Genomic DNA, 22196 nt, shown 5'->3' on the forward strand with positions numbered 1-22196 from the left:
CGAGCCCCGTCCGATTGACGCGCGATTGTAGACTGAAAACGTGACTGAGCAACCCCTGATCCCCGCGCCCACCACCACCCCCGGCTCGTACCTGCGGGTCACAGACCTTCGGGGGACGCACCTGGGCTGGAGCGAGCTGCGTGCCGCGGTGCCTCGGCAGGCGCCGTCGTCGGTCGTGGACGCCGAGGACGCCGTGCGGGGGATCATCGAGGATGTGAAGGCGCGCGGAGCGGTGGCCTTGCGCGAGCTCGCCCGGAAGTTCGACGGCGTGGACCAGGAGCGCATCCGGGTTGCCCCCGAGGAGATCCAGCGCGCCGTCGCCGCCCTGGACCCTGCCGTGCGGCACGGTCTGGAGTCCGCGATCGAGCGCACACGGGCGTTCGCCGCCGCACAGCGCCCGTCGGACGTGACCGTGGAGGTGGCACCCGGCGCGGCCCTGCACCACCGCTGGACCCCCGTGCGGCGCGCTGGGCTCTACATCCCCGGCGGGCTGGCCGTGTACCCGTCCTCCGTGGTGATGAATGTGGTCCCGGCGCAGGCGGCCGGCGTGGAGTCCGTGGTGCTGTGCTCCCCACCGCAGAAGGAGTTCGGCGGTCTGCCGCACCCCGTCATCCTCGGTGCGGCCGGCCTGCTGGGCGTGGACGAGGTCTGGGCCATCGGCGGTGCGCAGTCGCTCGCGGCCATGGCGCACGGCGTCGTGGACGGCGAGGACGTCCTGGAGCCCGTGAACACCGTCACCGGCCCGGGCAATATCTTCGTGGCCATGGCCAAGCGGCAGCTGCGCTCCGTGGTGGGCGTGGACGCCGAGGCCGGGACCACCGAGATCGCGGTCCTTGCGGATGACTCCGCCGATCCCCGCTACGTTGCCGCGGACCTGATCTCCCAGGCGGAGCACGATCCGGCCGCCGGCTCCGTGCTGATCACGGACTCCCCGGAGCTCGCGCACGCCGTGGAGGAGCAGCTCTCGGTGCAGGTCTCCGAGGCGAAGCACCGGGAGCGGATCACCACGGCGCTGGGCGGGCCGCAGTCCGGGGTGGTTCTCACCGAAGACCTCGAGGCCTCCGTGGCCGTGGCGGACGCCTACGCCGCCGAGCACCTGGAGATCCACACACGCGACGCGAGCGGGGTGGCGGCCCGGATCCGCAACGCCGGCGCCGTCTTCGTGGGCCCCTACAGCCCCGTGCCGCTCGGCGACTACGCGGCCGGCTCCAACCACGTGCTCCCCACGGGCGGCACAGCGGTGTTCAGCTCCGGCTTGCAGGCGGCCTCCTTCATGAAGGCGGTGCAAGTCATCGAGTACTCGCGCGAGGCGCTGGCCGCGCTGGAGGAGGACATCGTGGCCCTGTCCGCGAGCGAGGACCTCCCTGCCCACGGGCGCGCGGTCACGCTGCGCGGCGAGGACCGCGGCACGGGCACCGACACCGTCTCGGGAGGCTGAGCCGTGCACTGCCCGTTCTGCCGCCACAACGACTCGAAGGTCGTGGACTCCCGCACCTCCGACGACGGCACCTCCATCCGCCGCCGCCGCCGCTGCACCGAGTGCGGCCGCCGCTTCTCCACCCTGGAGACCACCTCCATCTCGGTCATCAAGCGCTCCGGGGTCACCGAGCCGTTCGACCGCCAGAAGATCGTCAACGGCGTGCGCAAGGCGTGCCAGGGGCGGCCGGTGAGCGAGGACGACCTCGCGATGCTCGCCCAGGAGGTCGAGGAGTCGATCCGCGCCTCGGGCAGCGCTGAGGTGGAGGCCCACGACGTCGGGCTGGCCATCCTTCCGCCGCTGCGGCGTCTGGACGTGGTCGCCTACCTGCGCTTCGCGTCCGTCTACCAGGCGTTCGAGGACCTCGAGGACTTCGAGCGGGCCATCGATGTGCTGCGCGACCAGCAGGCGGAGCTCGCCGGGCAGCAGACGCTCGTGCCGCCGGCCGGGCAGCACGCTCCGGCACGACGCCGCTCAACGCGCCGCGCCGTGCCCACCTCGAGCACCGCGCCTGCTCCGGACGGTACCAAGCCGTCGGCCGCCGCGGGCACGGAGGCGTCCACCCCCGAGACCACAGCGGCCTCCGCCGCGCAGGCCCCGGGTGAGGAAAAGCCGGCCTCGCCGCGTCGTCACCGGGCCAAGAAGCCCGCGGATACCGTGACCCAGCCGCGACTGCTCTGACACGCCCAGCTCTCTGCTGCGGCCGTGACGGCATCACGGCCCGGTTGGCCGCTGGGCCTCGGCTGTTATTCTCGCAGGGTGTCTATGAAACAGAACACACACGATCGCACGGGCGGGGATGTGGACGTGGTCCGCGCCTCGCCCCAGGACGTCGACACCGCGGCCGACGTCCTGGCCCGCGCGTTCTCCGTGGACCCGCACGTCGTGGGGCTGCTGCCCCGCGGTGACGTCCTGCGCCCGCTCACCCGCCTGTGGCAGCGCATCCTGCGCGAGACCCTGGCGGCCGGTGGTCACGCCTACCTCGCGAGGCGCCGTGGTGAGCGGGAGGTGCTCGGGGTGGCGCTGTGGGAGGGGCCCGGTGAGAAGGTGTCCCTGCGCCAGATGCTTCCCGGGCTGCTCTCCTACCTGTCGGTCTTCCGTCAGCGTTTCCCGGACGCCCTGGTCAGTGAGCACCTTGCTCACGAGGCGCATCCGGACGCGCCGCACTGGTACCTCAAGGCCGTGGGGACAGTTCCCGAGGTGCGGGGTGAAGGGGTGGGCACCGTGCTGCTGAACGAGCGGCTGCGGGAGATCGACGGCGAGCACGTGGAGACCTACCTGGAAGCCTCTACGCAGGACCTCGTGCCGTACTACGCGCGCTTCGGTTTCATCTCGCGCGGTCCCGTGCCGTGCCGGGGGACCGTTCCCGCGATCGGGATGGTGCGCCCGGCGGTGCCCTGAGGTGCACCGGCTCTCAGCCTGTCACGAGCTTGTGGAGGCCGTCCACCACCCGTTGTGCGGCTGCGCTCCGGCGGACACTCACAGGAGGCCCCTTTCGGTGGAGGTCCTCAGTATGGTCCCGTCGGCGAGCCACCCGTCCTCCACACGCGCGCCGGTCACGTGATGCCGCGGAATCCCGCGGACCGTGTGCCGGGGCCGCAGCACACGGACGCCCCGGATGATCACTCTGCGGTCCGTCACCACGAGTGCCCGGCTCGGTTCGAAGGCGTCGATGCAGGGAATCGCGGCGAGGACGGACTCGTCGGGGTCCAGAACCTCGAGCGCGAGCTTTCCCCAACGAATCCGGGACTGCGCGTCACCCAGGTGGCTGAGCCCCTCGCCCGTAGCTCTGTGACGGGAGACGATCGCCTCGTCCCCCGGCTCGTCGTGCATGGGCACCACGGGAGCGGGCGCCCGGCGCGTGGGTGCAGGTTCACATGGGCGCCGGGCGGAGCGGGGGCAGGGCGCCTGGACCGGTGGCGGCACCGCAGGAAGAGGACGGCGCGGGAGAAGAGGGGAGGTGTGGGCCCTGCCGGGATCGAACCGACGACATCTACGGTGTAAGCGTAGCGCTCTACCAGCTGAGCTAAAGGCCCCAGGATCGGGTGGGCACGACTGGAACAGCTGCCAGCACCCGATGGAGGACAGCTTACCGGTCGGTCGGGAACTCGCCCAACGCGCCGTCGTCCACCCCGCGTGATGTCCGCCATGCCCGCGGGGAACGGGTTTGACACCCGACCCGACGGATGCGCTAGGGTGTAGATGTTGTCGAGGTCAACACACCAGGGGACGCTGGTGCGCTGGATCGCCTTCGGGCGTGACAGATACGGCGGTTCGATTCCGTCGGTCTCCACCACGCATCGGAACCCCCGGGAGCCACAGCTCCCGGGGGTTTTGTGTTTCCCCCGCCGTGTCCCACGACACCCCGCCCCGGCTACTGGCGGGGCGGCAGGGTGGATAGGCTAGGACGCATGGCAGCAGACAAGAAAGCAGACATCGGTGTCACCGGCCTGGCCGTGATGGGCGCCAACCTGGCTCGCAACTTCGCACACCACGGCTACACCGTGGCGCTGCACAACCGCTCCGTGGGCAAGACGGACGCGTTGCTCGCCGAGCACGGCTCCGAGGGGGACTTCGTCCGCACGGAGACCGTGCAGGAGCTCGTTGACTCGCTGGCGACGCCGCGGCGCGTGATGATCATGGTGAAGGCGGGCGCACCCGTGGACGCCGTGATCGAGCAGCTCACCCCGCTGCTGGACGAGGGCGACATCATCATCGACGGCGGCAACTCCTACTTCCAGGACACGCGCCGCCGCGAGCGTGAGCTCGCCGAGAAGGGCCTGCACTTCGTGGGCGTGGGTGTTTCCGGCGGTGAAGAGGGCGCGCTCAACGGTCCGTCCATCATGCCGGGCGGTTCCGAGGAGTCGTACAAGACGCTCGGGCCGATGCTCGAGGACATCTCCGCGAAGGCGAAGGACGGCGCTGCGTGCTGCGCGTGGATCAGCACCGACGGTGCGGGCCACTTCGTGAAGATGGTGCACAACGGCATCGAGTACGCGGACATGCAGGTCATCGGCGAGGCGCACGAGCTGCTGCGCTCCGTGGCCGGTCTGGAGCCCGCCGAGCAGGCGGACGTGTTCGACGAGTGGAACAAGACCGATCTGTCCTCCTACCTGATCGAGATCACCGCGCAGGTGCTGCGACAGGTGGACCCCAGGACGAGCAAGCCGTTCATCGACATCGTGGCGGATGCCGCGGGCCAGAAGGGCACCGGCCGCTGGACCGTGCAGGAGGCGCTCGAGCTGGGTTCACCGGTCACGGCGATCGCCGAGTCCGTGTTCGCCCGCGCGCTGTCGTCGTCCGAGCCCGCCATGCGCAAGGAGGCCCAGGAGGTGCTGCCGGCAGGCATCGGCGAGACCACCGAGGATGTCGTGCGTGACCCCGGGTTCGTGGAGGACGTCCGCAAGGCGCTCTACGCCTCCAAGCTCGTGGCCTACGCCCAGGGCCTGGACATGCTCACCATGGCTGGACGCGAGTACGGCTGGACCCTGGACCTCGCCACGATCGCGAGCCTGTGGCGCAACGGCTGCATCATCCGTGCCGAGCTGCTCAACGTGATCATGAAGGCCTACGAGGGTGACAAGGCCCCGCTGAACCTGCTCTTCGCGCCCGAGTTCGTGAAGTCCATTGAGGACGCCCTGCCGGCGTGGCGTCGCGTGGTCGCCCGCGCGGTGGAGCGCGGCATCCCCGCCCCGGTGTTCTCCTCGGCGCTCGCGTACTACGACGGCCTGCGCCGCCCGCGTCTGAACGCCGCGCTGACCCAGGGTCTGCGCGACTACTTCGGCGCGCACACCTACAAGCGCATCGACGATCCCGAGTCCAGCTTCCACGTGCTGTGGAGCGGGGACCGTTCCGAGGTCGTCTCCTGATTGTGCAGTTCAGAGACCAGAGCTCGGCGCCCTGACGCTCTGGCAGCGGGCCGGTTCCTCCGACGAGGAACCGGCCCGTTCTCGTCGTGGGTACCCGGCCCCGGGGAACGACGTCGCGGGGTCTCGTCGGGGCGCCATGCTCCCATGGGGTCCGTGCAGCGAAAAGGCGCCCGTTCCCCGACAAGGGGAGCGGGCGCCGTCGTCGTGGCGGGAGGGGAGCTCTCAGATCCACATGGCGGGGTCGATGTAGGTGGCCGGGTCCACGAGCGGCTCCTGCTTCTCCGGTGTCCTGCGGCGGACCTTGCCGGGGATGCCCGTGACGATGGAGTCCTCGGGGACGTCCTTGACCACCACGGCGTTGGCGCCCACCGAGGAATCGTGGCCCACGGTGAGCGGGCCCAGGATCTTGGCCCCCGCGCCGATGGTGACCCGGTCCCCGATGGTGGGGTGGCGCTTGACTGGCTCCAGCGAGCGGCCGCCCAGCGTGACACCGTGGTAGATCATGACGTCCTCGCCGATCTCTGCCGTCTCCCCGATCACGACCCCCATGCCGTGGTCGATGAAGAAGCGACGGCCGATCGTGGCCCCCGGGTGGATTTCCACTCCAGTGGCGAAGCGTGCGACCTGGGACACGGTGCGGGCCAGCAGCCGCCGCTCGGGCTTCTGCCACAACTGGTGGGAGAGCCGGTGCGCCCAGATGGCGTGCAGCCCGGAGTAGTTCAGCACGATCTCCACGGCGGAGCGCGCCGCGGGGTCGTGGGTGCGGGCCGTGTCGATGTCCTCGCGGAGTCGGCGCCAGAAGCTCACGTGAAATTCCCCTTCGGTGGTGGACCGGCAGACCGGTTTATTGTCCCAGGTCGGCGGGCCGTGCACGCCGCACCCGAGTGCCGGGCGCGGGGCCGGGAGGCGGTGAAAGTGACGAACGGGTGCCCGGGGCGCGCCGGTGAGGGTGCAGGCCCCGGGCACCCGCGATGCCCGTTGGTGGGTGCGATCAGCCCCGGATGTCCTCGTAGAGGATTGTGGAGATGTAGCGCTCACCGAAGTCGCAGACCACGGCCACGATCAGCTTGTCGCGGTTCTCCTCCTTCGCAGCCTCCTGCAGGGCGGCCCACACGATGGCGCCGGAGGAGATGCCTCCGAGGATGCCCTCCTTGGTGCCGAGGTCGCGTGCGACCCTCACGGAGTCCTCCACGGTGGCGTCGTAGACGTCGTCGTAGACCTCGCGGTCCAGAACGTCCGGCACGAAGTTCGCGCCGAGGCCCTGGATCTTGTGGGGCCCGGCCTTGCCCTCGGTGAGCAGCGGGGAGTCGGAGGGCTCCACGGCGATGAGGCGCACGTCCGGCTTCTGCTCGCGCAGGTACTTCCCGACGCCGGAGATGGTGCCACCGGTGCCGACGCCCGCCACAAAGACGTCCACCTGCCCGTCCGTGTCCTCCCAGACCTCCGGACCCGTGGTCTCGTAGTGCACCTGGGGGTTCGCGGGGTTGGCGAACTGGCTCGCGAGCACCGCGTTCTCGGTGGTGTCCACGATCTCCTGGGCCTTGTCCACCGCCCCGCGCATGCCGTCCGCACCCGGGGTCAGCACAATCTCGGCACCGTAGGCACGCAGCATGACTCGGCGCTCAGTGGACATGGTCTCCGGCATGGTCAGGATGACCTTGTAGCCGCGGGCAGCACCCACCATGGCCAGGGCGATCCCGGTGTTGCCGGAGGTGCCCTCCACGATCGTGCCGCCAGGCTTGAGCTGTCCGGAGGCCTCTGCAGCATCCACGATGGCCTTGCCGATGCGGTCCTTCACAGAGTTGGCGGGGTTGTAGAACTCGAGCTTGACCGCCACGTTGCCGGGCAGGCCCTCGTCCAGGTGGTTCAGGCGCACCAGGGGAGTGCCCCCGACCACCTCGGTGACGTCGTTGTAGATCTTGCCCATGGAAATCTCTCCTGTTCGGTTGCCACGCAGTGCCGGGCGCGCTCATGGGCGCGGCCAGGACCTGCACAGAATCTTCTCCAGCGTATCGGTGCGGGTTGGCCTCGTTCAGTCCGTGAGCCACGCGGCGTAATGTTTTCGGACTTTCGCGAGCTTGGGGTTGATGATCACCTGGCAGTAGCCGTTGAAGGGCTGGTTGCCGTAGAAGTCCTGGTGGAAGTACTCGGCCTCGTGCACTGGGCCCATGGGTTCCACGGCCGTCACCACGGGGTCGTCGAAGAACTCCTGCGCGCGGGCGATCGAGGCCTCGAAGAGGCGACGCTGCTCGTCATCGGCGGGGAACATGGCGGAGCGGTACTGGGTGCCCACGTCGTAGCCCTGCCGGTTCAGCGTGGTGGGGTCGTGGCCCGTGAAGAAGAGGTCCAGGATCACGTCCGCGGGGACCACGGAGGGGTCGAAGGTGACCTCCACGGCCTCGGCGTGGCCGGTGGTCCCGGAGCACACGGACTCGTAGTCCGGGTGCTCGGTGTGGCCCCCGGTGTAGACGCTGCGGACCCCGAGCACACCGCGCACCCTGCGGTAGACGGCGTCGAGGCACCAGAAGCAGCCACCGGCCAGCACGAACGTCTGCGGTGTTGATTCAGTCATGCCCTGTACAACGCGGCGGGCGCCGGAAGATTCCCGGGCCGCTGCGTGGCCGTGCTCATAGGATGGGCCCATGAGCACTGATCAGCCGTCCCGAACGCCCTACCCCACGGTCCAGGACGTGGTCCGCGCGGCCGACACCCTGTGGCCGTTTCGGCTCCAGGAGTCGTGGGACGCCTCCGGTCTGGTCACGGGCCGCCCCGGGGCGGTGGTCAAACGGATCCACTTGGCCGTGGATCCGGTGGACGTCGTCGTCCGGGAGGCGGTGGGCGCGGGCGCGGACATGCTGCTCACCCACCATCCGCTGCTGCTGCGCGGGGTCACGTCCGTGTCCGCGGACGGCTTCAAGGGCCGCGCGGTCCACGATCTGGTGGAGAACCGCTGCTCGCTGCTGAGCTGCCACACCAACGCGGACGCCGCGCGCCGCGGGGTGTCGGACGCGCTGAGCGCGGCGTGCGGGGTGAATCCCGACGACGCCGCACCGCTGGTTCCGCACGCCACGGACCCGGCTGTGGGGCTGGGACGGGTGGGCACCCTCGAACGGGCCGTGACCCTGCGCGAGCTCGCCGAGCGACTTGCCGCGCGGATTCCCCAGGGGGTGCAGGGACTGCGCGTGGCCGGGGATCCGGAACGTCGCGTGAGCACGGTCGCGGTGTGCGGGGGCTCGGGCGATTCCCTCTTCGACGAGGTGCGGGAGCACGGGGCGGACGTCTACGTCACCGCGGACCTCCGCCACCACCCGGCCTCCGAGGCGCGGGAGCGGGCGGTGGGACCGGGTGGGCACGGCGCGCCCGCCCTGATCGACGCCACCCACTGGGGCAGCGAGGCGCTGTGGCTACCGTGGGCCGCGGAGGATCTGCAGCGACTGCTCGCCGAGCGCGGTTTCCATGTGGAGACCCACGTGAGCACGTTGCGCACCGACCCGTGGGACTTCCGGGTCTCTGCCGATCCCCAGCCCCAGGACTGAACTGCCACCACTCCCATCGTCCGCACCGCCGCAGCTCCGCCCACCCCACACCGCCGTACCGCTGACCTCGAGGAGAACGCCATGGCACCGTCTCGAACCTCCCTTCCCGCGCTCCTGGAGCTGCAGGGCGTCGACTCCCGACTGCTGACCACCGTCAACCGGGCGCGGCAGCTGCAGAATTCCGAGTCGGTGGCCACGCTGCTGCGGCGCCGGGCGCAGGCGATCGCGGCGTCGCGCGATCTGGACGCGGCGAAGGCCGAGGCCGAGTCCGCCATCGTCGCCGCGGAGACGAAGGTGGAGGAGGTCCAGTCCAGGATTGAGCGGGACGAAAAGCGGCTCAACGCCGGTGGCACGTCCAAGGACCTCCTGGGCATTCAGCACCAGATCGAGTCCCTCACCGCCCAGCTCGCCGTGGTGGAGGAGGAGCAGCTCGTGGCGATGGACCATGCCGAGGAGGTGGCGGCGGACCGTGAGCGCAAGCTGCCCCTGCTGCGGGCCGCGGACGCGGAGGCCCGCGCGGCCGTGGCCGAGCGCGATGCCGAGCTGGCCGCCCTGAAGACGGAGCACGAGCGTCTCACGGGGGAGCGGGCACGCATGGCCGCCGCGTTCCCGGACGCAGGCCTGCTCGCCCGCTACGACGAGCACCGCACCGCACGCGGGGGAGGGCGGATCGCCGTTGCGCGCTATGAGGACGGGACGTGCGGGGCGTGCGGCACCCGGCTGAGCCCAGCGGACGCCGCCGCTCTGGAGGCGACGCCCGAGTCTGCGATCCCGCAGTGCCCCGAGTGCGCGGCGATGCTCCTGCTCTGAGACCCGCCCATCCCGCGCTCGTGCCTGCGCCGCGTGTCCCTCGCGGTAGGATCGGGGTGGACAGGTGGGCTGGGCGACCGCGCGGCGTCGTCGTCATGACGCGTCTCGAGGAAAGTCCGGGCTCCACAGGGCAGGACGGTGGGTAACACCCACTCGGGGAAACCCGCAGGACAGTGCCACAGAAAACAGACCGCCCGCCGTGTGCGGGTCAGGGTGAAAAGGTGGTGTAAGAGACCACCAGCACACCGGGTGACCGGTGTGGCTCGGTAAACCCCGTCCGGAGCAAGGCCATGCAGGGCGCGTTCGAGGGCTGCTCGCCCGAGCGTCCGGGTAGGCTGCTCGAGCTGTGCGGCAACGCACGGCCTAGATGGATGGTCGCCACCGCGGTGCGGGCAACCGGCCGCGGCACAGAACCCGGCTCACAGGCCCACCTGTCCACCACACCCACAGAAATGTGTGCATTGTCATGGACTTCTCTGTGGTGTGCGTCATGATGGTTTTATCGGATCCCCCCACCCCCCCAGGACCCCCAGGCCTCCCAGCTGGAGACCGGGCGGACCGTGTGGAGCGGCGGCAGCAACCACGCCGACGGCGCCTACGGGCGGACTTCAGATCCTGGTGGGCCGCGAACCCGGCACCCTCAAGAAGGTCGGGGCCATGGTCACCGAGGCCCTCTACGCGGTGGGTGCGCGTCCGCTGTGGGGGGCTCCTGGATCCGTCGCGCGGACCGCTGCGGTGGTGGCCGCGCGTCGGCTCCAGGGACTCGTGGGTGACCTGTCCCGGGAGCCTGCCGCGCGCCGTCGTCGTGGAGCTGTCGGGACGATCCGCACGGTCCCTGGCAACACGAAGGGTGGGGCCACGCCGCCTACACTCATGGGGTGCTGATTCTGCTGCCGCCCTCCGAGTCGAAGACCGCCCCCGCGAGCGGCGATCCGCTGGATCTCGCATCCCTGGACCTGCCCGCCCTCACCGGCGCGCGGTCCGAAGTGGCGGATGCGCTCGCCGCAGTGAGCGAGCAGCCGGATGCGCTCGCCGTGCTGGGTGCCGGGCCTTCCCTGGCCGACGACGTCGCCCGCAACCGTCGGCTGCGCACCGCGCCGGCCGCGCCGGCCCTGGAGGTCTACACGGGAGTCCTCTACGACGCCCTGGACGCGAGCTCGCTCTCCCCGGAGGCGAAGCGCGTGGCTGCCGAGTCGCTCCTCGTGGTCTCCGCGCTGTGGGGAGCTGTGCGTCCGACGAACCGGATTCCCGCCTACCGGTTGTCGATGGGAACAGCGCTGCCCGCCACCGGGAAGCTGAGCACGTGGTGGAAGCCCCGGCTGACCCCCGTGCTCGACGAGCTCGCCGCGGACGGTGTGGTGGTGGACTGCCGCTCAGCGGCGTACGGGGCGGCCTGGAAGCCCCCGGCAGCGCGGACGGTCACGGTGCGGGTGGAGCAGTTGAAGCCGGATGGCTCCCGCTCCGTGGTTTCCCACCACGCGAAGCACACGCGCGGCGTCGTCGCGCGGCAGCTGTGCGAGGCGGCGGCGTCGGGGACGGAACCGGCCACCGTGGCAGACGTGCGGGACGCGCTCGCCGAGCAATGGACCGTGGAGCTCACAGAACCGACGGCCCGCAAGGCAGGCGTGCTCACGGTGGTGCTGGACCCGCAGTGATCCGGGGGCGACCCGGACGTGGCCCGGCCCCGGTCGCCCGCCCCAGTGCGCGTCAGTGGCCGAACGGGTCCTCGTCCACGCCCGGTAGCCAAGAGGAGTCCGTGCCCCACTTCTCCCTGGCGATCGCCTTGCGGGCCTTCCTGGACCACTTAGGGTTGAGCCGGTCCACATAGAGCTTGCCGTCCAGGTGGTCGTACTCGTGCTGCATCACGCGGGCGAACCACCCGGTGGCCTCGAACGCCACGGGGTCCCCGTTGCCGTCCTGGCCCGCGATCCGGATCCAGTCCGCGCGCTTAAGCGGCCACGCCTGGCTGGGCACGGACAGGCAGCCTTCGGCCTCCTCGTCCGGGTCCGGGGCTTTCTCGCTGATCTTCCCCGTGGTCAGCACGGGGTTCACGAGCGTGCCCCGTGGTGCCACGCCGTCCTCGTTCTCGAAGATGTAGGTGAAGATCCGCAGGCACACTCCGATCTGCGGGGCGGCGAGCCCCACGCCGTGGGACGCGTCCATCGTCTCGTGCATGTCCGCGATCAGATCCCGCAGGGCGTCGTCGAACTCCGTGACCCGCGCGGCGGGGCGGTGCAGCACGGGATTGCCGGAGATCACAATGGGACGGATGCTCATGCGGGGGTACCTCGGGTTTTGCGGACGGGGCCCCGGGGCCTGCCCGGGGGTATGAAGTGCGTGGTCCGCGCGGTGACCGCGCGGCCGGAGCACAATATATCGTGTCGTGACCATCAGCATGTTGTGTATCGTCAGCCCGGGGGCCGTGCGCTCCCGTCGGTCCGCAACCCCGCCAGCGGCGAGGCCGCGGGCAGGAGCACCCCCGGAAGGCGACGACGTCGTCCGCGAGCCCTTCGCACGCCGCGACGCCGTCCGCACCGGGTGCGCTCCCGACCCCAGCGTGTTCTGCAGTCCACCGTCGTCCGTCCCGAGCGCAGGAGGTTCCACCGAGTGAGGATCGCGTCCCTGCCCCACGGCCACGCGTACGTCCGGCACCTGAGCGACCCCGCCGGTGAGACGGGCGTCCACCGGCTTCCGGACCCCGCGCCGGCGTACCCCGTTCCGGGCGCCCCGTGGTGGCCGCTGGTGATGCTCGACGACGCCTGGATCCGCGAGCACGCGGACGAGTTCGACCTCTACCACCTGCACTTCGGTTTCGACCAGGTCGCCCCCGAGGACCTGCAGCGCATCGTGGACACCCTGCACGAGCACGGCAAGGCGTTCGTCTACACGGTCCACGACCTGCGCAACCCCCACCAGGTGGACCCTGCCACGCAGGACGCGGCCCTGGACGTCCTGGTCCCGGCCGCCGACGAGCTCATCACCCTGACCGACGGCGCCGCCCTGGAGATCGCGCGGCGATGGGGTCGCGTCGCGGAGGTGATCCCGCACCCCCACCTGCTCCCGCTGGAGCGGTGGCACGAGCACCCGCCGGTGGGGGGCGTGCCCGTGGTGGGGCTGCACGTGAAGAGCATGCGCCCCAACATGAATCCGCTCCCGGTCGCCCGGCTGCTCGTGGCCGCGGCGGCGCGCGGTGAGATCCGGCTAGTGCTCGACGCCCACACGGACGTGGTGACGCCCGGTGCGCGCCACTGGGACGGCGACGTCGTCGACCTTCTGTCCCGCGCGGAGGAGATCCCCAACGTGCGGGTGCACGTGCACGATATCTACGACGACGCGGAGCTGGAGGACTACCTGCGCGGCCTCGACCTCTCCGTGCTCACCTACCGCTTCGGCACGCACTCCGGCTGGCTCGAGCTGTGCCACGACCTCGGGACCCGCGTGCTGGCGCCCACGGTGGGCTTCTACCACGACCAGCACCCGGGGGTGCTGGCGTTCGAGTGGGACGACGCCGGCGAACCGCGGGAGGACCAGATCCTGGCCGCGCTCGCGAGTCTGCCCGGGTCCGGTCGGTGGCAGGCGAGCGCCGAGCAGCGTGCAGAGCAGCGACGTCGTACCGCCGCCGCCCACGAGCGGGTGTACCGACGCGCGCTGGTGGCGGTCGCCGGCGAGGACGGGTGGTCCGGATGAAGGTCGCGCTGCTCGCGCACGACCGGTTCCCCGTTGCGCCGCCGTTCTCGGGCGGACTGGAGTCCTTCACGTGGCACCTGGCACGGGGGCTGAAGCGCCGCGGGATCGAGGTGGTCGTCTTCGCCGCGCCCGGCTCGGACCCCTCGCTGGGGATCGAGGAGCTGGACGTGGAGCCGCTCGTGCTCAGCGACGAGGCCCGCAACGATGTCGCCATGCCGCCCGAGGCGCAGGTGAGGGAGACGTTCTCCTACCTGCAGGTGATGCGGGCGTTCGCGTCCCGGCCGGACATCGACGTGGTGCACAACAACTCGCTGCACTTCCTGCCGATCGTGATGTCCGGTGCCATCCAGCAGCCGTTGCTGACCACGCTGCACACCCCGGCCACGCCGTGGCTGGAGCCCGCGCTGCGGCTCACGCCTACCGCGCACACCGTGGCCGTCAGCGACTCCGTGGCGCAGCTGTGGAGCACCATCACCTCCGCGCGCGTGATCCGCAACGGGGTGGACCCGCACGAGTGGCGCCCCGGCCCCGGCGGGGACACCCTCGCGTGGTCCGGGCGCATCGTCCCGGAGAAGGCACCTCACATCGCGGCGCTGATCGCCAGCCGGGCCGGGAGACGGTTGCGGATCGCCGGTCCGATCGCGGACCGGCAGTACTTCGAGACCCGGCTCAAGCCGCTGCTCAACGAGAGGATCACCTACGTGGGCCACCTGGACACCGGGCAGCTGCGGGATCTCGCAGGCCACAGCGCGGCGAGCCTCGTGACCCCTGCATGGGAGGAGCCGTACGGTCTCGTGGCCGCCGAAGCCATGGCGTGCGGCACTCCTGTGCTCGCTGTGGCACGCGGCGGGCTGAGCGAGATCGTCCGCTTCCCCGGGGGCCTCACCTCCCAGCCCGGGGCGAGCGAGGCGGAGACCGTGGCCGCGGCCGCGGCCATGCTGCCGCTGGTCGTGGCCATGGACCGTGCACGGGTGCGCCGCTACGCGCTCGAGCACTGCTCGCTGGACGTCACGGTGGACGCGTACGTCGATCTCTACCGGGAGCTGGTGGGCGCGTGATCGGCTACTACGTCCACCACCACGGTCTCGGTCACCGCAACCGCGCCACGCAGATCGCACGCGAACTCACCGTGCCCGTCGTCGGGTTCAGCACGCTCGAGCGCCCCGAGGGGTGGCCGGGTGAGTGGGTGCGGCTGCCGGAGGACACCACCGAGCACCCGGTGGACCCCACCGCCCACGGCGTGCTGCACTGGGCCCCGCTGGGCCACCCCGGTCACCGCGAGCGCCTGGGCCTGATCGCCGAACGGCTGCGCTCGGACGTGGACCTCATGGTCACGGACACCTCAGCCGAAGTGACCCTGCTGGCCCGGCTCATGGGTGTGCCCACGGTGGTCCTCGCGATGCGCGGGGACCGCACCGACCGCACGCACCGCGCCGCCTACGACGCCGCCACGGCCCTGATCGCGCCGTGGTCCCGCGAGACGGCGGAGCCCTACTGGCCCGAGGAGTGGACCCGCAAGACCACCTTCACCGGGGCCATCTCCCGTTTCGACGGGCTGGTTGCCCCGGCGCTGCATGACACCGGCCCCACCGGGGTCACGCGCGAGCTGCCTGCCCCCGCCCCTGCTGGCGTTGCCCCCGAGCTGCAGGAAAACAGCTCGAGCGGCGTCGTTCCCGCAGGCGGCGACGACGGCCCAGGCGCCGTCGCGCCCGGACGCCGCGTGCTGATCGTGTGGGGGCGCGGTGGCACCGAGGTGGGGGACGCGCAGATCGACGCGGCGCGCGCCGCCACCCCGGGGTGGGGCTGGACCGTGCGCACGCCGGACACACCCTCACCGGACCTGTGGCGAGAGCTGCACGAGGCCACCGTGGTGGTGACCCACGGCGGGAACAACGCCGTGGCCGAGCTCGCTGCGGCGCAGGCCCACGCGGTGGTCGTTGCACAGCCGCGCCCGCACAACGAGCAGGAGGCCACCGCGGCGGCGCTGGACCGGGCCGGGATCTGCGTGGGGCTTTCGCGCTGGCCCGAGGCGCACGAGTGGCCCGGTCTGTTCGCACGGGCCCTCACCCTCGGCGGCGAGCGGTGGGAACTGTGGCGCCACGGTGATGGAGCGCACCGCGCGGCCCGCGCCATGGAGGCGCTGCTGGGCGGCGGTGTCCGGTGAGCGCAGTGCTCGTCACCATAGCGAGCGGGCGGCACACCCACCTGCGGCGTCAGCGCGCGTGGCTCGCGGCGCAGAGCGAGACACCCCTGGCCCACGTGGTCGTGAGCATGGGGGACCCCGGGATCCGGGAGGTGCTGGCCCTTCGTCCGGACCTGCCGAGCGAGTTAGTGGAGCTGCCCCCCGCGGCGGAGCTGCCCCTGGCCGCGGCGCGCAACGCCGGGGTGCGACGGGCCGCGCAGCTTGGCGCGGACACCGTGGTGCTGCTCGACGTGGACTGCCTGCCCCACGAGCACGTCGTGCGCGACTACACGAGGGCCCTCCGGGAGCTGGACGGCGCCCCGGCCGTGGTGAGCGGACGCGTGCAGTACCTGCCCGAGGGTATGTCGGAGGCCGAGCACACCCCGCAGGCCGTGGCGCGGCTGGGCCGAGACCACCCGGCGCGGGTGCTGCCGGAGCCCGGGGCACTCGAGGCGGCCGACCCCCGCATGCTGTGGTCCCTGTCCCTGGCGTGCACGGTCAGCACGTGGGACCTCGCCGGCGGCTTCGACGAGCGTTACGTGGGCTACGGCGGAGAGGACACGGACTTCGGTCAGCGGCTGGCGGCCGCCGGGGGAACGCTGTGGTGGCTCGGGGGAGCCACGGCGTACCACCAGTACCACCCCACGCAGTCCCCGCCCGTGCAGCACGTCTCCGCCATCGTCCGCAATGCGGCCCTGTTCCAGGACACCTGGGGCTTCGAGCCCATGGAGGGCTGGTTGCGGGAGTTCGCCTCCCGCGGACTCATCGTGCGGGAGGGCGGACGCTGGCGCGAGACCGCCCGGGATTCGGGCGGTAGTGCGTGAACTTACCATTATGCTCGTGTGGTGAGTTCCGAACGTCCTGACATCTCCCTGGCCCTGATCAACGACTACCCGGTGGTGGTCGAGGGCGTGGCGCACATGCTGCGCCGCCACCCCCGGCTCGACGTGGTGGAGCTGGACTCCGGTCTGCTGCCGGAGCAGGACGTGGACGTGGTGCTCTACGACGCCTTCGCAGCCACCGGGCGCGGCACACGGGACGTGATGCGGCTGCTGGAGGAGGCCCGCTTCCGCAGGGTGGTCATGTACACCTGGAACGTCAGCGCGCAGCGTGTGGACGAAGCCCTGGCCATGGGCATGGACGGGTTCCTGTCCAAGGAGCTCAGCGCGCAGGACCTCGGCGACGCCCTGGTGCGCGTGCACGAGGGCGAGCGCGTGGTGGAGCCTGAGCCCGTGCGCGAGGACGTCACCCCGCCGGACTGGCCCGGCCGCAGGACCGGTCTCTCAGCGCGCGAGGCCGAGGTGATTGCGCTCATCACCCAGGGCTTCACCAATGACGAGATCGCCCGCAACTGCTACCTCAGCATCAACTCCGTGAAGTCCTACATCCGCTCCGCCTACCGCAAGATGGGCGTGGAGCGCCGCAGCCAGGCCGTGCTGTGGGGCGTGCAACACGGGATGGACCCCTCGAGCCAGCAGCAGCGCATCCTCTTCGCGTGAGCCACTCCCTCCCCGCTGGGTGGCCTGTCCTGCGCGGTGCCGACGGTGGGTTCGCACGCCCTGCCTCTGCAGGTGGGTGACGAGCCTCGCCGCCCCGGGGCACAATGGGCGCATGAGCGAAGACGAGTACGCAGCACAGAAGAAGGCCCAGCAGCTCGCCGGCGAGGACGGCGGCTTCCCCGAGCAGGAGCAGACCCCTCCGGGGCTGACCACGGACATGGACCCGCTGCCGGACCACGGCGAGCAGACCTGGGTGGGACGCGGGCGACTGGACGGTCTCAAGGCCCTCGTGACCGGCGGTGACTCCGGGATCGGCCGCGCCGTGGCCATCGCGTTCGCCCGCGAGGGCGCGGACGTGGCCATCAACTACCTCCCAGAAGAGGAGTCGGACGCACAGGACACCCGGCAGTGGATTGAGGAGGCCGGACGCAAGGCCGTCCTGCTCCCGGCAGACCTGCGCGAGGAGTCCCACGCGCGCGGCGTCGTGGACCAGGCGGCGGAGAAGCTGGGCGGCCTCGACGTCCTCGTGAACAACGCCGGGTTCCAGTGGGCTCGGCGTGACGGTGGCTTGCAGGGGCTGAAGACGGAGGAGATGGACCGGGTCTTCAAGACCAACCTCTACGCGCTGTTCTGGGTCTCCCAGCAGGCGCTGTCCTACCTGAAGGAGGGCTCCTCGATCATCAACGTGAGCTCCATCCAGGCCTACGACCCCTCCGAGAACCTGATCGACTACGCCTCCACCAAGGCCGCGATCAACAATTTCACGGTCAACCTGGCCAGTGAGCTGGGGGAGAAGGGCATCCGCGTCAACGCGGTGGCGCCCGGGCCCATCTGGACCCCCCTGCAGCCCGCCACCAAGGCCGGGGAGGGCATGCCCTCGTTCGGCGGGGACACCCCGCTGGGCCGCGCGGGCCAGCCCTCCGAGCTCGCCGGGGCGTTCGTGTTCCTCGCGAGCCCCGCGGAGGCCTCCTACGTCTCGGGCACGGTGATCGGCGTGACCGGCGGTAAGCCCGTTTTCTGAGACCCGCGCACCAGTACCACCCCTGCGGAGCCGCAACCGCCCCCGCAGGGGTGGTGTCATTTCACGGCGTTGGTGGTTGACTGGCCACATGCGAGCACTGACATGGCAAGGACTCGGCGACGTCCGGGTTGAGAACGTTCCCGACCCCGTACTGCAGGACCCCACCGACGCGATCGTGCGGGTAACCTCCACGGCCATCTGCGGCTCGGACCTGCACCTCTATGGGGTGCTGGCCCCGTACCTGCAGAAGGACTACGTGCTGGGCCACGAGTTCATGGGCGTCGTGGAGGAGGTCGGTTCCGGGGTCTCCAGCCTGCGTCCCGGGGACCGCGTGGTGGTGCCGTTCGTGATCGCGTGCGGCCACTGCTGGATGTGCGACCGCGGGCTGTTCGCAGCGTGCGAGACCACGCAGATCCGTGAGATGGGCACCGGCGCCGCCCTGTTCGGCTTCTCCTCCCTCTACGGCTCGGTGCCCGGCGGGCAGGCCGAGATGGTCCGCGTGCCGCACGCGGACTTCGGCCCTGTGAAGCTGCCCCAGGACTTCGAGGACGAGCGCTTCCTCTACCTCAGCGACATCCTGCCCACGGCGTGGCAGGGCGTGAAGTACGCGAACGTGGGGGAGGAGGACACCCTCGCGGTGCTGGGCCTCGGTCCCGTGGGCCAGCTGGCGGTGCGTTCCGCCGCACTGCAGGGCGTGAAACGCATCATCGCCGTGGACCTCGTGGACGAGCGCCTGGCTCTGGCGAAGAGCTGGGGCGCGGAGATCGTGGATCTGCGCGAGGTGGACGACGTCTCGGACACCCTCAGGGACATGACCGACGGGCGCGGTCCGGACGGTGTTCTCGACGCCGTGGGCATGGAGGCTCACGGCAACCCGATCGCCGAGAAGGTCGTCGCCGGTGCGGCACGACTGCCCAAGGCCCTGGGGCGCAAGGCCATCGAGACCGCGGGCATCGACCGCCTGGACGCCCTGCACACGGCCATCCACAGCGTGCGCCGTGCGGGCACCGTGTCGGTTTCCGGCGTGTACGGAGGCATGGCGGATCCCATGCCCATGATGGAGATGTTCGACAAGGGCATCACTATGCGCATGGGCCAGTGCCACGTGCGCCGCTGGACGGGCGAGCTTCTGGAGATCGCGAGCCGGTCCGAGGACGTCCTCGGGCTGGAGTCCCTGGCCACACACCATGTGTCCCTGGACGAGGCGCCGGACGCCTACAAGATGTTCCAGGAGAAGAAGGACGGCTGCATCAAGGTGGTGCTCAAGCCGTAGCGCCACCACCCTGTGCCGCGGCGCCCGTCGAGGCGGGCCCGGGCCCGGGCATGCAGAACGCGGCACCCCGTACGGGGTGCCGCGTTCTGTTCTTCGTGGGGTGAGCGACGGGGGTTGAACCCGCGACCTCCTGGACCACAACCAGGCGCTCTGCCGACTGAGCTACGCCCACCATGCGTGCCACCGCGCAACGTTTCCGTCCCGCCGGGCAACGACGACCACTATAGCGCACCCGAGGCCCTCTGCGCGCATCCGGCGCCCGCCGCCCGCGGGGGCGGCCGCTAGCCGCGCTCGGCCGTGCGCGTGGGAGAGGCCTTGATGAGCGCCGCGACCCGCCGGGCGTCGTCGGACGTGGGGCCCGGCTCACCGGGGAACAGGATGTGGCGGTAGTAGCGAAGCTCGTCGATGGAGTCCTCGATGTCCCCGAGCGCGCGGTGGTTGCCAGTCTTCTCCGGGGCCTGGAAGTACGCCCGCGGGTACCAGCGCCGAGCGAGTTCCTTGATCGTGGAGACGTCGATGATCCGGTAGTGCAGGTGGTCCACGAGCTCGGGCATGTCACGGGAGAGGAACGTCTTGTCGGTGCCCACAGAGTTGCCGCCCAAGGGCGCCTTGCCGGGTTCGGGCACCCACTCGCGGATGTAGTCGAGGACCTTTGCCTGCGCAGTGGCCATGTCTGTGCCGCTGTCGAGCTCGGGCAGCAGCCCGGACGTCGCGTGCATGTTCCGTACGAAGTCGTTCATCTGCTCCAGGGCGGTCTGCGGCGGCTTGATCACCACATCCACGCCGTCGCCCAGCACGTTGAGCTCGTCGTCGGTCACGAGCGCGGCCACCTCGATCAACGCGTCATCGGACAGGGACAGCCCCGTCATCTCGCAGTCGATCCACACTATTCTCCGGTTTCCAGTCGTCACCCCTCCAATCTATCGCGTCGTTCCCGCCCGGTTCCCACCCGCGCACCCGGCTGCGCGCGGTCGGCGGCGTCCGCACGCGCGGTAGGATCGGGCCCGACGCCGCCCCCGCGACTCTCGCGCGGCCGGCACCGCCCGCGGGCGGCCACGACCGCTACCGACGCAACGACCACCGGGAGGCCCTCGCAGTGCGCACCACGTCCAGGAAGGCCGGGCAGCCGGTGGCACCCGCCCCCGGCCACCAAGACCCCAGCTGCCTGGCCCCCGAGGACACCAGCGCGTCCTCACTCACGCGCACCGTGCTGATGGGGACCCTCGGATCGCTCATGCTCGCGTTCGGCTCGCTGGGGGTCGGGTGGCTGGCGAGCGTCTCGGGGCTTCGCCGCAACCCCCTGATCATCTGGATGCGGTTCGAAACCATGGGCGTCGTCGTTTCGGTGCTCGCGCTGGCGCTCGGGGCCATGCTCCTGGTGCGGCAGTGGCTGCGTCTCGGCCAGAAGCTCGACCCCTGGGGTCCCGCCAGCGCCCGATGGGTGCTCATCGCGATCGGCGCGTGGACCCTGCCCATGCTCGTGAGCATCCCCCTGTTCAGCAGGGACGTGTACTCGTACATCGGCCAGGGGCGCGTGATGCTCAACGGGCTGAATCCCTACGAGTCCGGGGTCTCCTCGATCGACAACTTCTTTCAGCTCGGCGCCGACCAGTTCTGGGCGCAGTCGCCGCCCCCGTACGGGCCCGTGTTCCTGTGGCTCGAGCAGCTCGTGGTTACGGTCACTCGCACGGATCCGGACGCGTCCGTGCTGCTGTTCCGCGGCATGTGCGTGCTGGCGGTCATCGCGTGCATGTGGGTGATCCCTCGCCTGGCGCGGCTGCACGGCGTGAACCCGCGCCGCGCGATGTGGCTCTCGGTGGCCAACCCGCTGTTCCTCACCAACTTCGTGGTCTCCGCGCACAACGACGCCATCATGCTGGCTCTCGCCCTGCTCGGAACCTACGCCGCCGCGGTGCAGCGCAACTGGAAGGGCGGGCTTCTCGGCACCACGCTCGTGACGCTGTCCGTGGCTATCAAGCCCATCACCCTGGTCTTCCTACCGTTCGTGGGCCTGCTGTGGGCCGGGCGCAACGCATCCTGGCCCCGCCGGTTCGTGGTCTGGGCGCTCACTCTGGCGTACTCCCTAGCCCTGCTGGGGCTCATGGGGCTGCTCAACGGATTTGGTTTCGGCTGGGTCTCCGCGGTGTCCACCCCCGGCACCGTGTACATCTGGTACGCACCCATCGGCCTTCTCGGGCTCTTCGCGCAACTCGTGGGAAGCTCGTGGGGTCTCAACGGCTCCGCCTGGATGGATGCCGTGCACGCCGCAGGCACGGCACTGGCCGCCCTGGTGGTTGTGGTGCTGATGTTCGTGGGCCGCGACACCAGGATCTTCCGGCGCCTCGCGTGGGCGCTCGCGGCCTTCGTGCTGCTGTCCCCGATCATCCAGGCCTGGTACGTGGTGTGGCTCATACCGCTGTTCGCGATCACCGGCATCCGCGACGACTGGCAGGTGGACGTCCTGTTTTTTATCACGGCGTTCTTCACCGTCTATGCCGTGGCGGACCAGCTGGACGTCTTCCCCTATCTGGATCTCAACCTCCTGGCCGCCCGCGTGATTGCAGCACTCGTGGCTTGCACCTACGGCGTGTACCTGTGGGTGCTCGACCCTGCGACCCGGCGCATCGCCCGCGCCCAGGCACACAGCCGCGGCCGCACCGCGGTGCTGTAGAGCACGACGTCGTCGTCCCTGCTTCCGGACGCCGCCGTGCCTGCCCGCGGCGGCGCCACCCCGGGGACCGTGACGGGCAGCTGGTACCCGGGCGGTGCTCTGGGACCGGTTGACGGTTCCCAAGAGGTGGAGACGGAGCGAGGGCCCCGCTCGTCACGAGCGGGGCCCTCG

General features: G+C 70.8%; 20 protein-coding genes, 3 tRNA genes, 1 other RNA gene and 1 pseudogene. 17 read left to right on the top strand and 8 right to left on the bottom strand.

The features are described 5' to 3' along the window. Nucleotides 1-40: 40 nt before the first annotated feature. The 3 genes and pseudogenes from hisD (at nt 41) to ABD264_RS00495 (ending at nt 2878) form a co-directional block, all read left to right on the top strand. Nucleotides 41-1438 carry a histidinol dehydrogenase gene (gene hisD, locus ABD264_RS00485; RefSeq protein ID WP_144942790.1) on the top strand — a complete coding sequence of 466 codons (1398 nt, stop codon included), beginning with the start codon at nt 41-43 and terminating at the stop codon, nt 1436-1438. Between the two features lie 3 nt (nt 1439-1441). Beyond that, nucleotides 1442-1900 (top strand): annotated as a pseudogene (nrdR, locus tag ABD264_RS00490) (transcriptional regulator NrdR); the annotation flags it as partial. Between the two features lie 342 nt (nt 1901-2242). Beyond that, nucleotides 2243-2878: a GNAT family N-acetyltransferase gene (locus ABD264_RS00495; RefSeq protein WP_144942792.1), complete on the top strand. Its 636-nt coding sequence runs from the start codon at nt 2243-2245 to the stop codon at nt 2876-2878. Between the two features lie 78 nt (nt 2879-2956). On the opposite strand, the gene ABD264_RS00500 is transcribed toward ABD264_RS00495, so the two are convergent. Both ABD264_RS00500 and ABD264_RS00505 read right to left on the bottom strand, forming a co-directional pair. Continuing rightward, a complete protein-coding gene (locus ABD264_RS00500) occupies nt 2957-3310 on the bottom strand; it encodes a hypothetical protein (protein WP_303105556.1) in 354 nt (117 codons plus the stop codon). A gap of 130 nt (nt 3311-3440) precedes the next feature. Next, nucleotides 3441-3513: transfer RNA gene (locus ABD264_RS00505), tRNA-Val, on the bottom strand. Between the two features lie 162 nt (nt 3514-3675). On the opposite strand from ABD264_RS00505, the gene ABD264_RS00510 reads away from it, so the two are divergent. Next, nucleotides 3676-3773 (top strand) — tRNA-OTHER (locus tag ABD264_RS00510). A gap of 115 nt (nt 3774-3888) precedes the next feature. Beyond that, nucleotides 3889-5346 carry an NADP-dependent phosphogluconate dehydrogenase gene (gndA, locus tag ABD264_RS00515; RefSeq protein WP_344203501.1) on the top strand — a complete coding sequence of 486 codons (1458 nt, stop codon included), beginning with the start codon at nt 3889-3891 and terminating at the stop codon, nt 5344-5346. 222 nt (nt 5347-5568) lie between these two features. Here the strand turns inward: gndA and epsC are convergent, their stop codons facing one another. The 3 genes from epsC to msrA form a co-directional block, all read right to left on the bottom strand. Beyond that, nucleotides 5569-6153, bottom strand: coding sequence for a serine O-acetyltransferase EpsC (gene epsC / locus ABD264_RS00520; RefSeq protein WP_344203504.1), 585 nt, complete (start codon nt 6151-6153; stop codon nt 5569-5571). Nucleotides 6154-6337: 184 nt separating this feature from the next. Then, nucleotides 6338-7273 carry a cysteine synthase A gene (gene cysK / locus ABD264_RS00525; protein ID WP_290499070.1) on the bottom strand — a complete coding sequence of 312 codons (936 nt, stop codon included), beginning with the start codon at nt 7271-7273 and terminating at the stop codon, nt 6338-6340. Between the two features lie 105 nt (nt 7274-7378). Beyond that, complete coding sequence (gene msrA, locus ABD264_RS00530) at nt 7379-7918, bottom strand: peptide-methionine (S)-S-oxide reductase MsrA (protein ID WP_290499068.1); 540 nt, start codon at nt 7916-7918, stop codon at nt 7379-7381. A gap of 70 nt (nt 7919-7988) precedes the next feature. On the opposite strand from msrA, the gene ABD264_RS00535 reads away from it, so the two are divergent. The 4 genes from ABD264_RS00535 to ABD264_RS00550 all read left to right on the top strand — a co-directional run bounded on the left by ABD264_RS00535 (nt 7989) and on the right by ABD264_RS00550 (nt 11347). Then, the gene (locus ABD264_RS00535) at nt 7989-8882 is read left to right on the top strand and encodes a Nif3-like dinuclear metal center hexameric protein (RefSeq protein ID WP_344203507.1); all 894 of its coding nucleotides are present in this window, start codon (nt 7989-7991) and stop codon (nt 8880-8882) included. Nucleotides 8883-8963: 81 nt separating this feature from the next. Continuing rightward, on the top strand, nt 8964-9692 hold the full coding sequence (locus ABD264_RS00540) for a zinc ribbon domain-containing protein (protein WP_144942797.1): 729 nt from the start codon (nt 8964-8966) through the stop codon (nt 9690-9692). A 61-nt stretch (nt 9693-9753) separates the two neighbouring features. Next, nucleotides 9754-10130, top strand: an RNA gene (rnpB, locus tag ABD264_RS00545) — RNase P RNA component class A. A gap of 440 nt (nt 10131-10570) precedes the next feature. Next, a complete protein-coding gene (locus ABD264_RS00550) occupies nt 10571-11347 on the top strand; it encodes a YaaA family protein (RefSeq protein WP_144942798.1) in 777 nt (258 codons plus the stop codon). A 52-nt stretch (nt 11348-11399) separates the two neighbouring features. On the opposite strand, the gene def is transcribed toward ABD264_RS00550, so the two are convergent. After that, nucleotides 11400-11969, bottom strand: a complete 570-nt coding sequence (gene def, locus ABD264_RS00555; protein WP_144942799.1) for a peptide deformylase — start codon at nt 11967-11969, stop codon at nt 11400-11402. Nucleotides 11970-12299: 330 nt separating this feature from the next. Here def and ABD264_RS00560 point away from each other — a divergent pair, with 330 nt between their 5' ends. The 7 genes from ABD264_RS00560 to ABD264_RS00590 all read left to right on the top strand — a co-directional run bounded on the left by ABD264_RS00560 (nt 12300) and on the right by ABD264_RS00590 (nt 19354). Further along, nucleotides 12300-13379: a glycosyltransferase family 1 protein gene (locus ABD264_RS00560; protein ID WP_344203512.1), complete on the top strand. Its 1080-nt coding sequence runs from the start codon at nt 12300-12302 to the stop codon at nt 13377-13379. Beyond that, nucleotides 13376-14437: a glycosyltransferase gene (locus ABD264_RS00565; protein WP_290499059.1), complete on the top strand. Its 1062-nt coding sequence runs from the start codon at nt 13376-13378 to the stop codon at nt 14435-14437. The genes ABD264_RS00560 and ABD264_RS00565 overlap by 4 nt, the downstream gene beginning before the upstream one ends. After that, nucleotides 14434-15543: a glycosyltransferase gene (locus tag ABD264_RS00570; RefSeq protein WP_303105544.1), complete on the top strand. Its 1110-nt coding sequence runs from the start codon at nt 14434-14436 to the stop codon at nt 15541-15543. The genes ABD264_RS00565 and ABD264_RS00570 overlap by 4 nt, the downstream gene beginning before the upstream one ends. Then, on the top strand, nt 15540-16385 hold the full coding sequence (locus tag ABD264_RS00575) for a glycosyltransferase family 2 protein (RefSeq protein WP_344203517.1): 846 nt from the start codon (nt 15540-15542) through the stop codon (nt 16383-16385). The genes ABD264_RS00570 and ABD264_RS00575 overlap by 4 nt, the downstream gene beginning before the upstream one ends. A 21-nt stretch (nt 16386-16406) precedes the next feature. Beyond that, nucleotides 16407-17060 carry a response regulator transcription factor gene (locus ABD264_RS00580; RefSeq protein WP_344203520.1) on the top strand — a complete coding sequence of 218 codons (654 nt, stop codon included), beginning with the start codon at nt 16407-16409 and terminating at the stop codon, nt 17058-17060. A gap of 112 nt (nt 17061-17172) precedes the next feature. Then, nucleotides 17173-18081, top strand: a complete 909-nt coding sequence (locus ABD264_RS00585) for an SDR family oxidoreductase (RefSeq protein WP_144942805.1) — start codon at nt 17173-17175, stop codon at nt 18079-18081. An 88-nt stretch (nt 18082-18169) separates the two neighbouring features. Then, nucleotides 18170-19354 carry a zinc-dependent alcohol dehydrogenase gene (locus ABD264_RS00590; protein ID WP_144942806.1) on the top strand — a complete coding sequence of 395 codons (1185 nt, stop codon included), beginning with the start codon at nt 18170-18172 and terminating at the stop codon, nt 19352-19354. Nucleotides 19355-19450: 96 nt separating this feature from the next. Here ABD264_RS00590 and ABD264_RS00595 read toward each other — a convergent pair. Beyond that, a tRNA-His gene (locus ABD264_RS00595) sits at nt 19451-19526 on the bottom strand. Between the two features lie 109 nt (nt 19527-19635). Next, nucleotides 19636-20265 (bottom strand): oligoribonuclease, encoded by a 630-nt coding sequence (gene orn, locus ABD264_RS00600; protein WP_344203523.1) that lies wholly within the window; start codon nt 20263-20265, stop codon nt 19636-19638. Between the two features lie 185 nt (nt 20266-20450). Between orn and mptB the strand changes: the two genes are divergently transcribed. Next, nucleotides 20451-22025: a polyprenol phosphomannose-dependent alpha 1,6 mannosyltransferase MptB gene (gene mptB / locus ABD264_RS00605; protein WP_244944805.1), complete on the top strand. Its 1575-nt coding sequence runs from the start codon at nt 20451-20453 to the stop codon at nt 22023-22025. Nucleotides 22026-22196: the final 171 nt, after the last annotated feature.

Origin of the sequence: Kocuria salsicia, from assembly GCF_039532055.1 — a bacterium.
GTDB classification, from domain to species: domain Bacteria; phylum Actinomycetota; class Actinomycetes; order Actinomycetales; family Micrococcaceae; genus Kocuria; species Kocuria salsicia.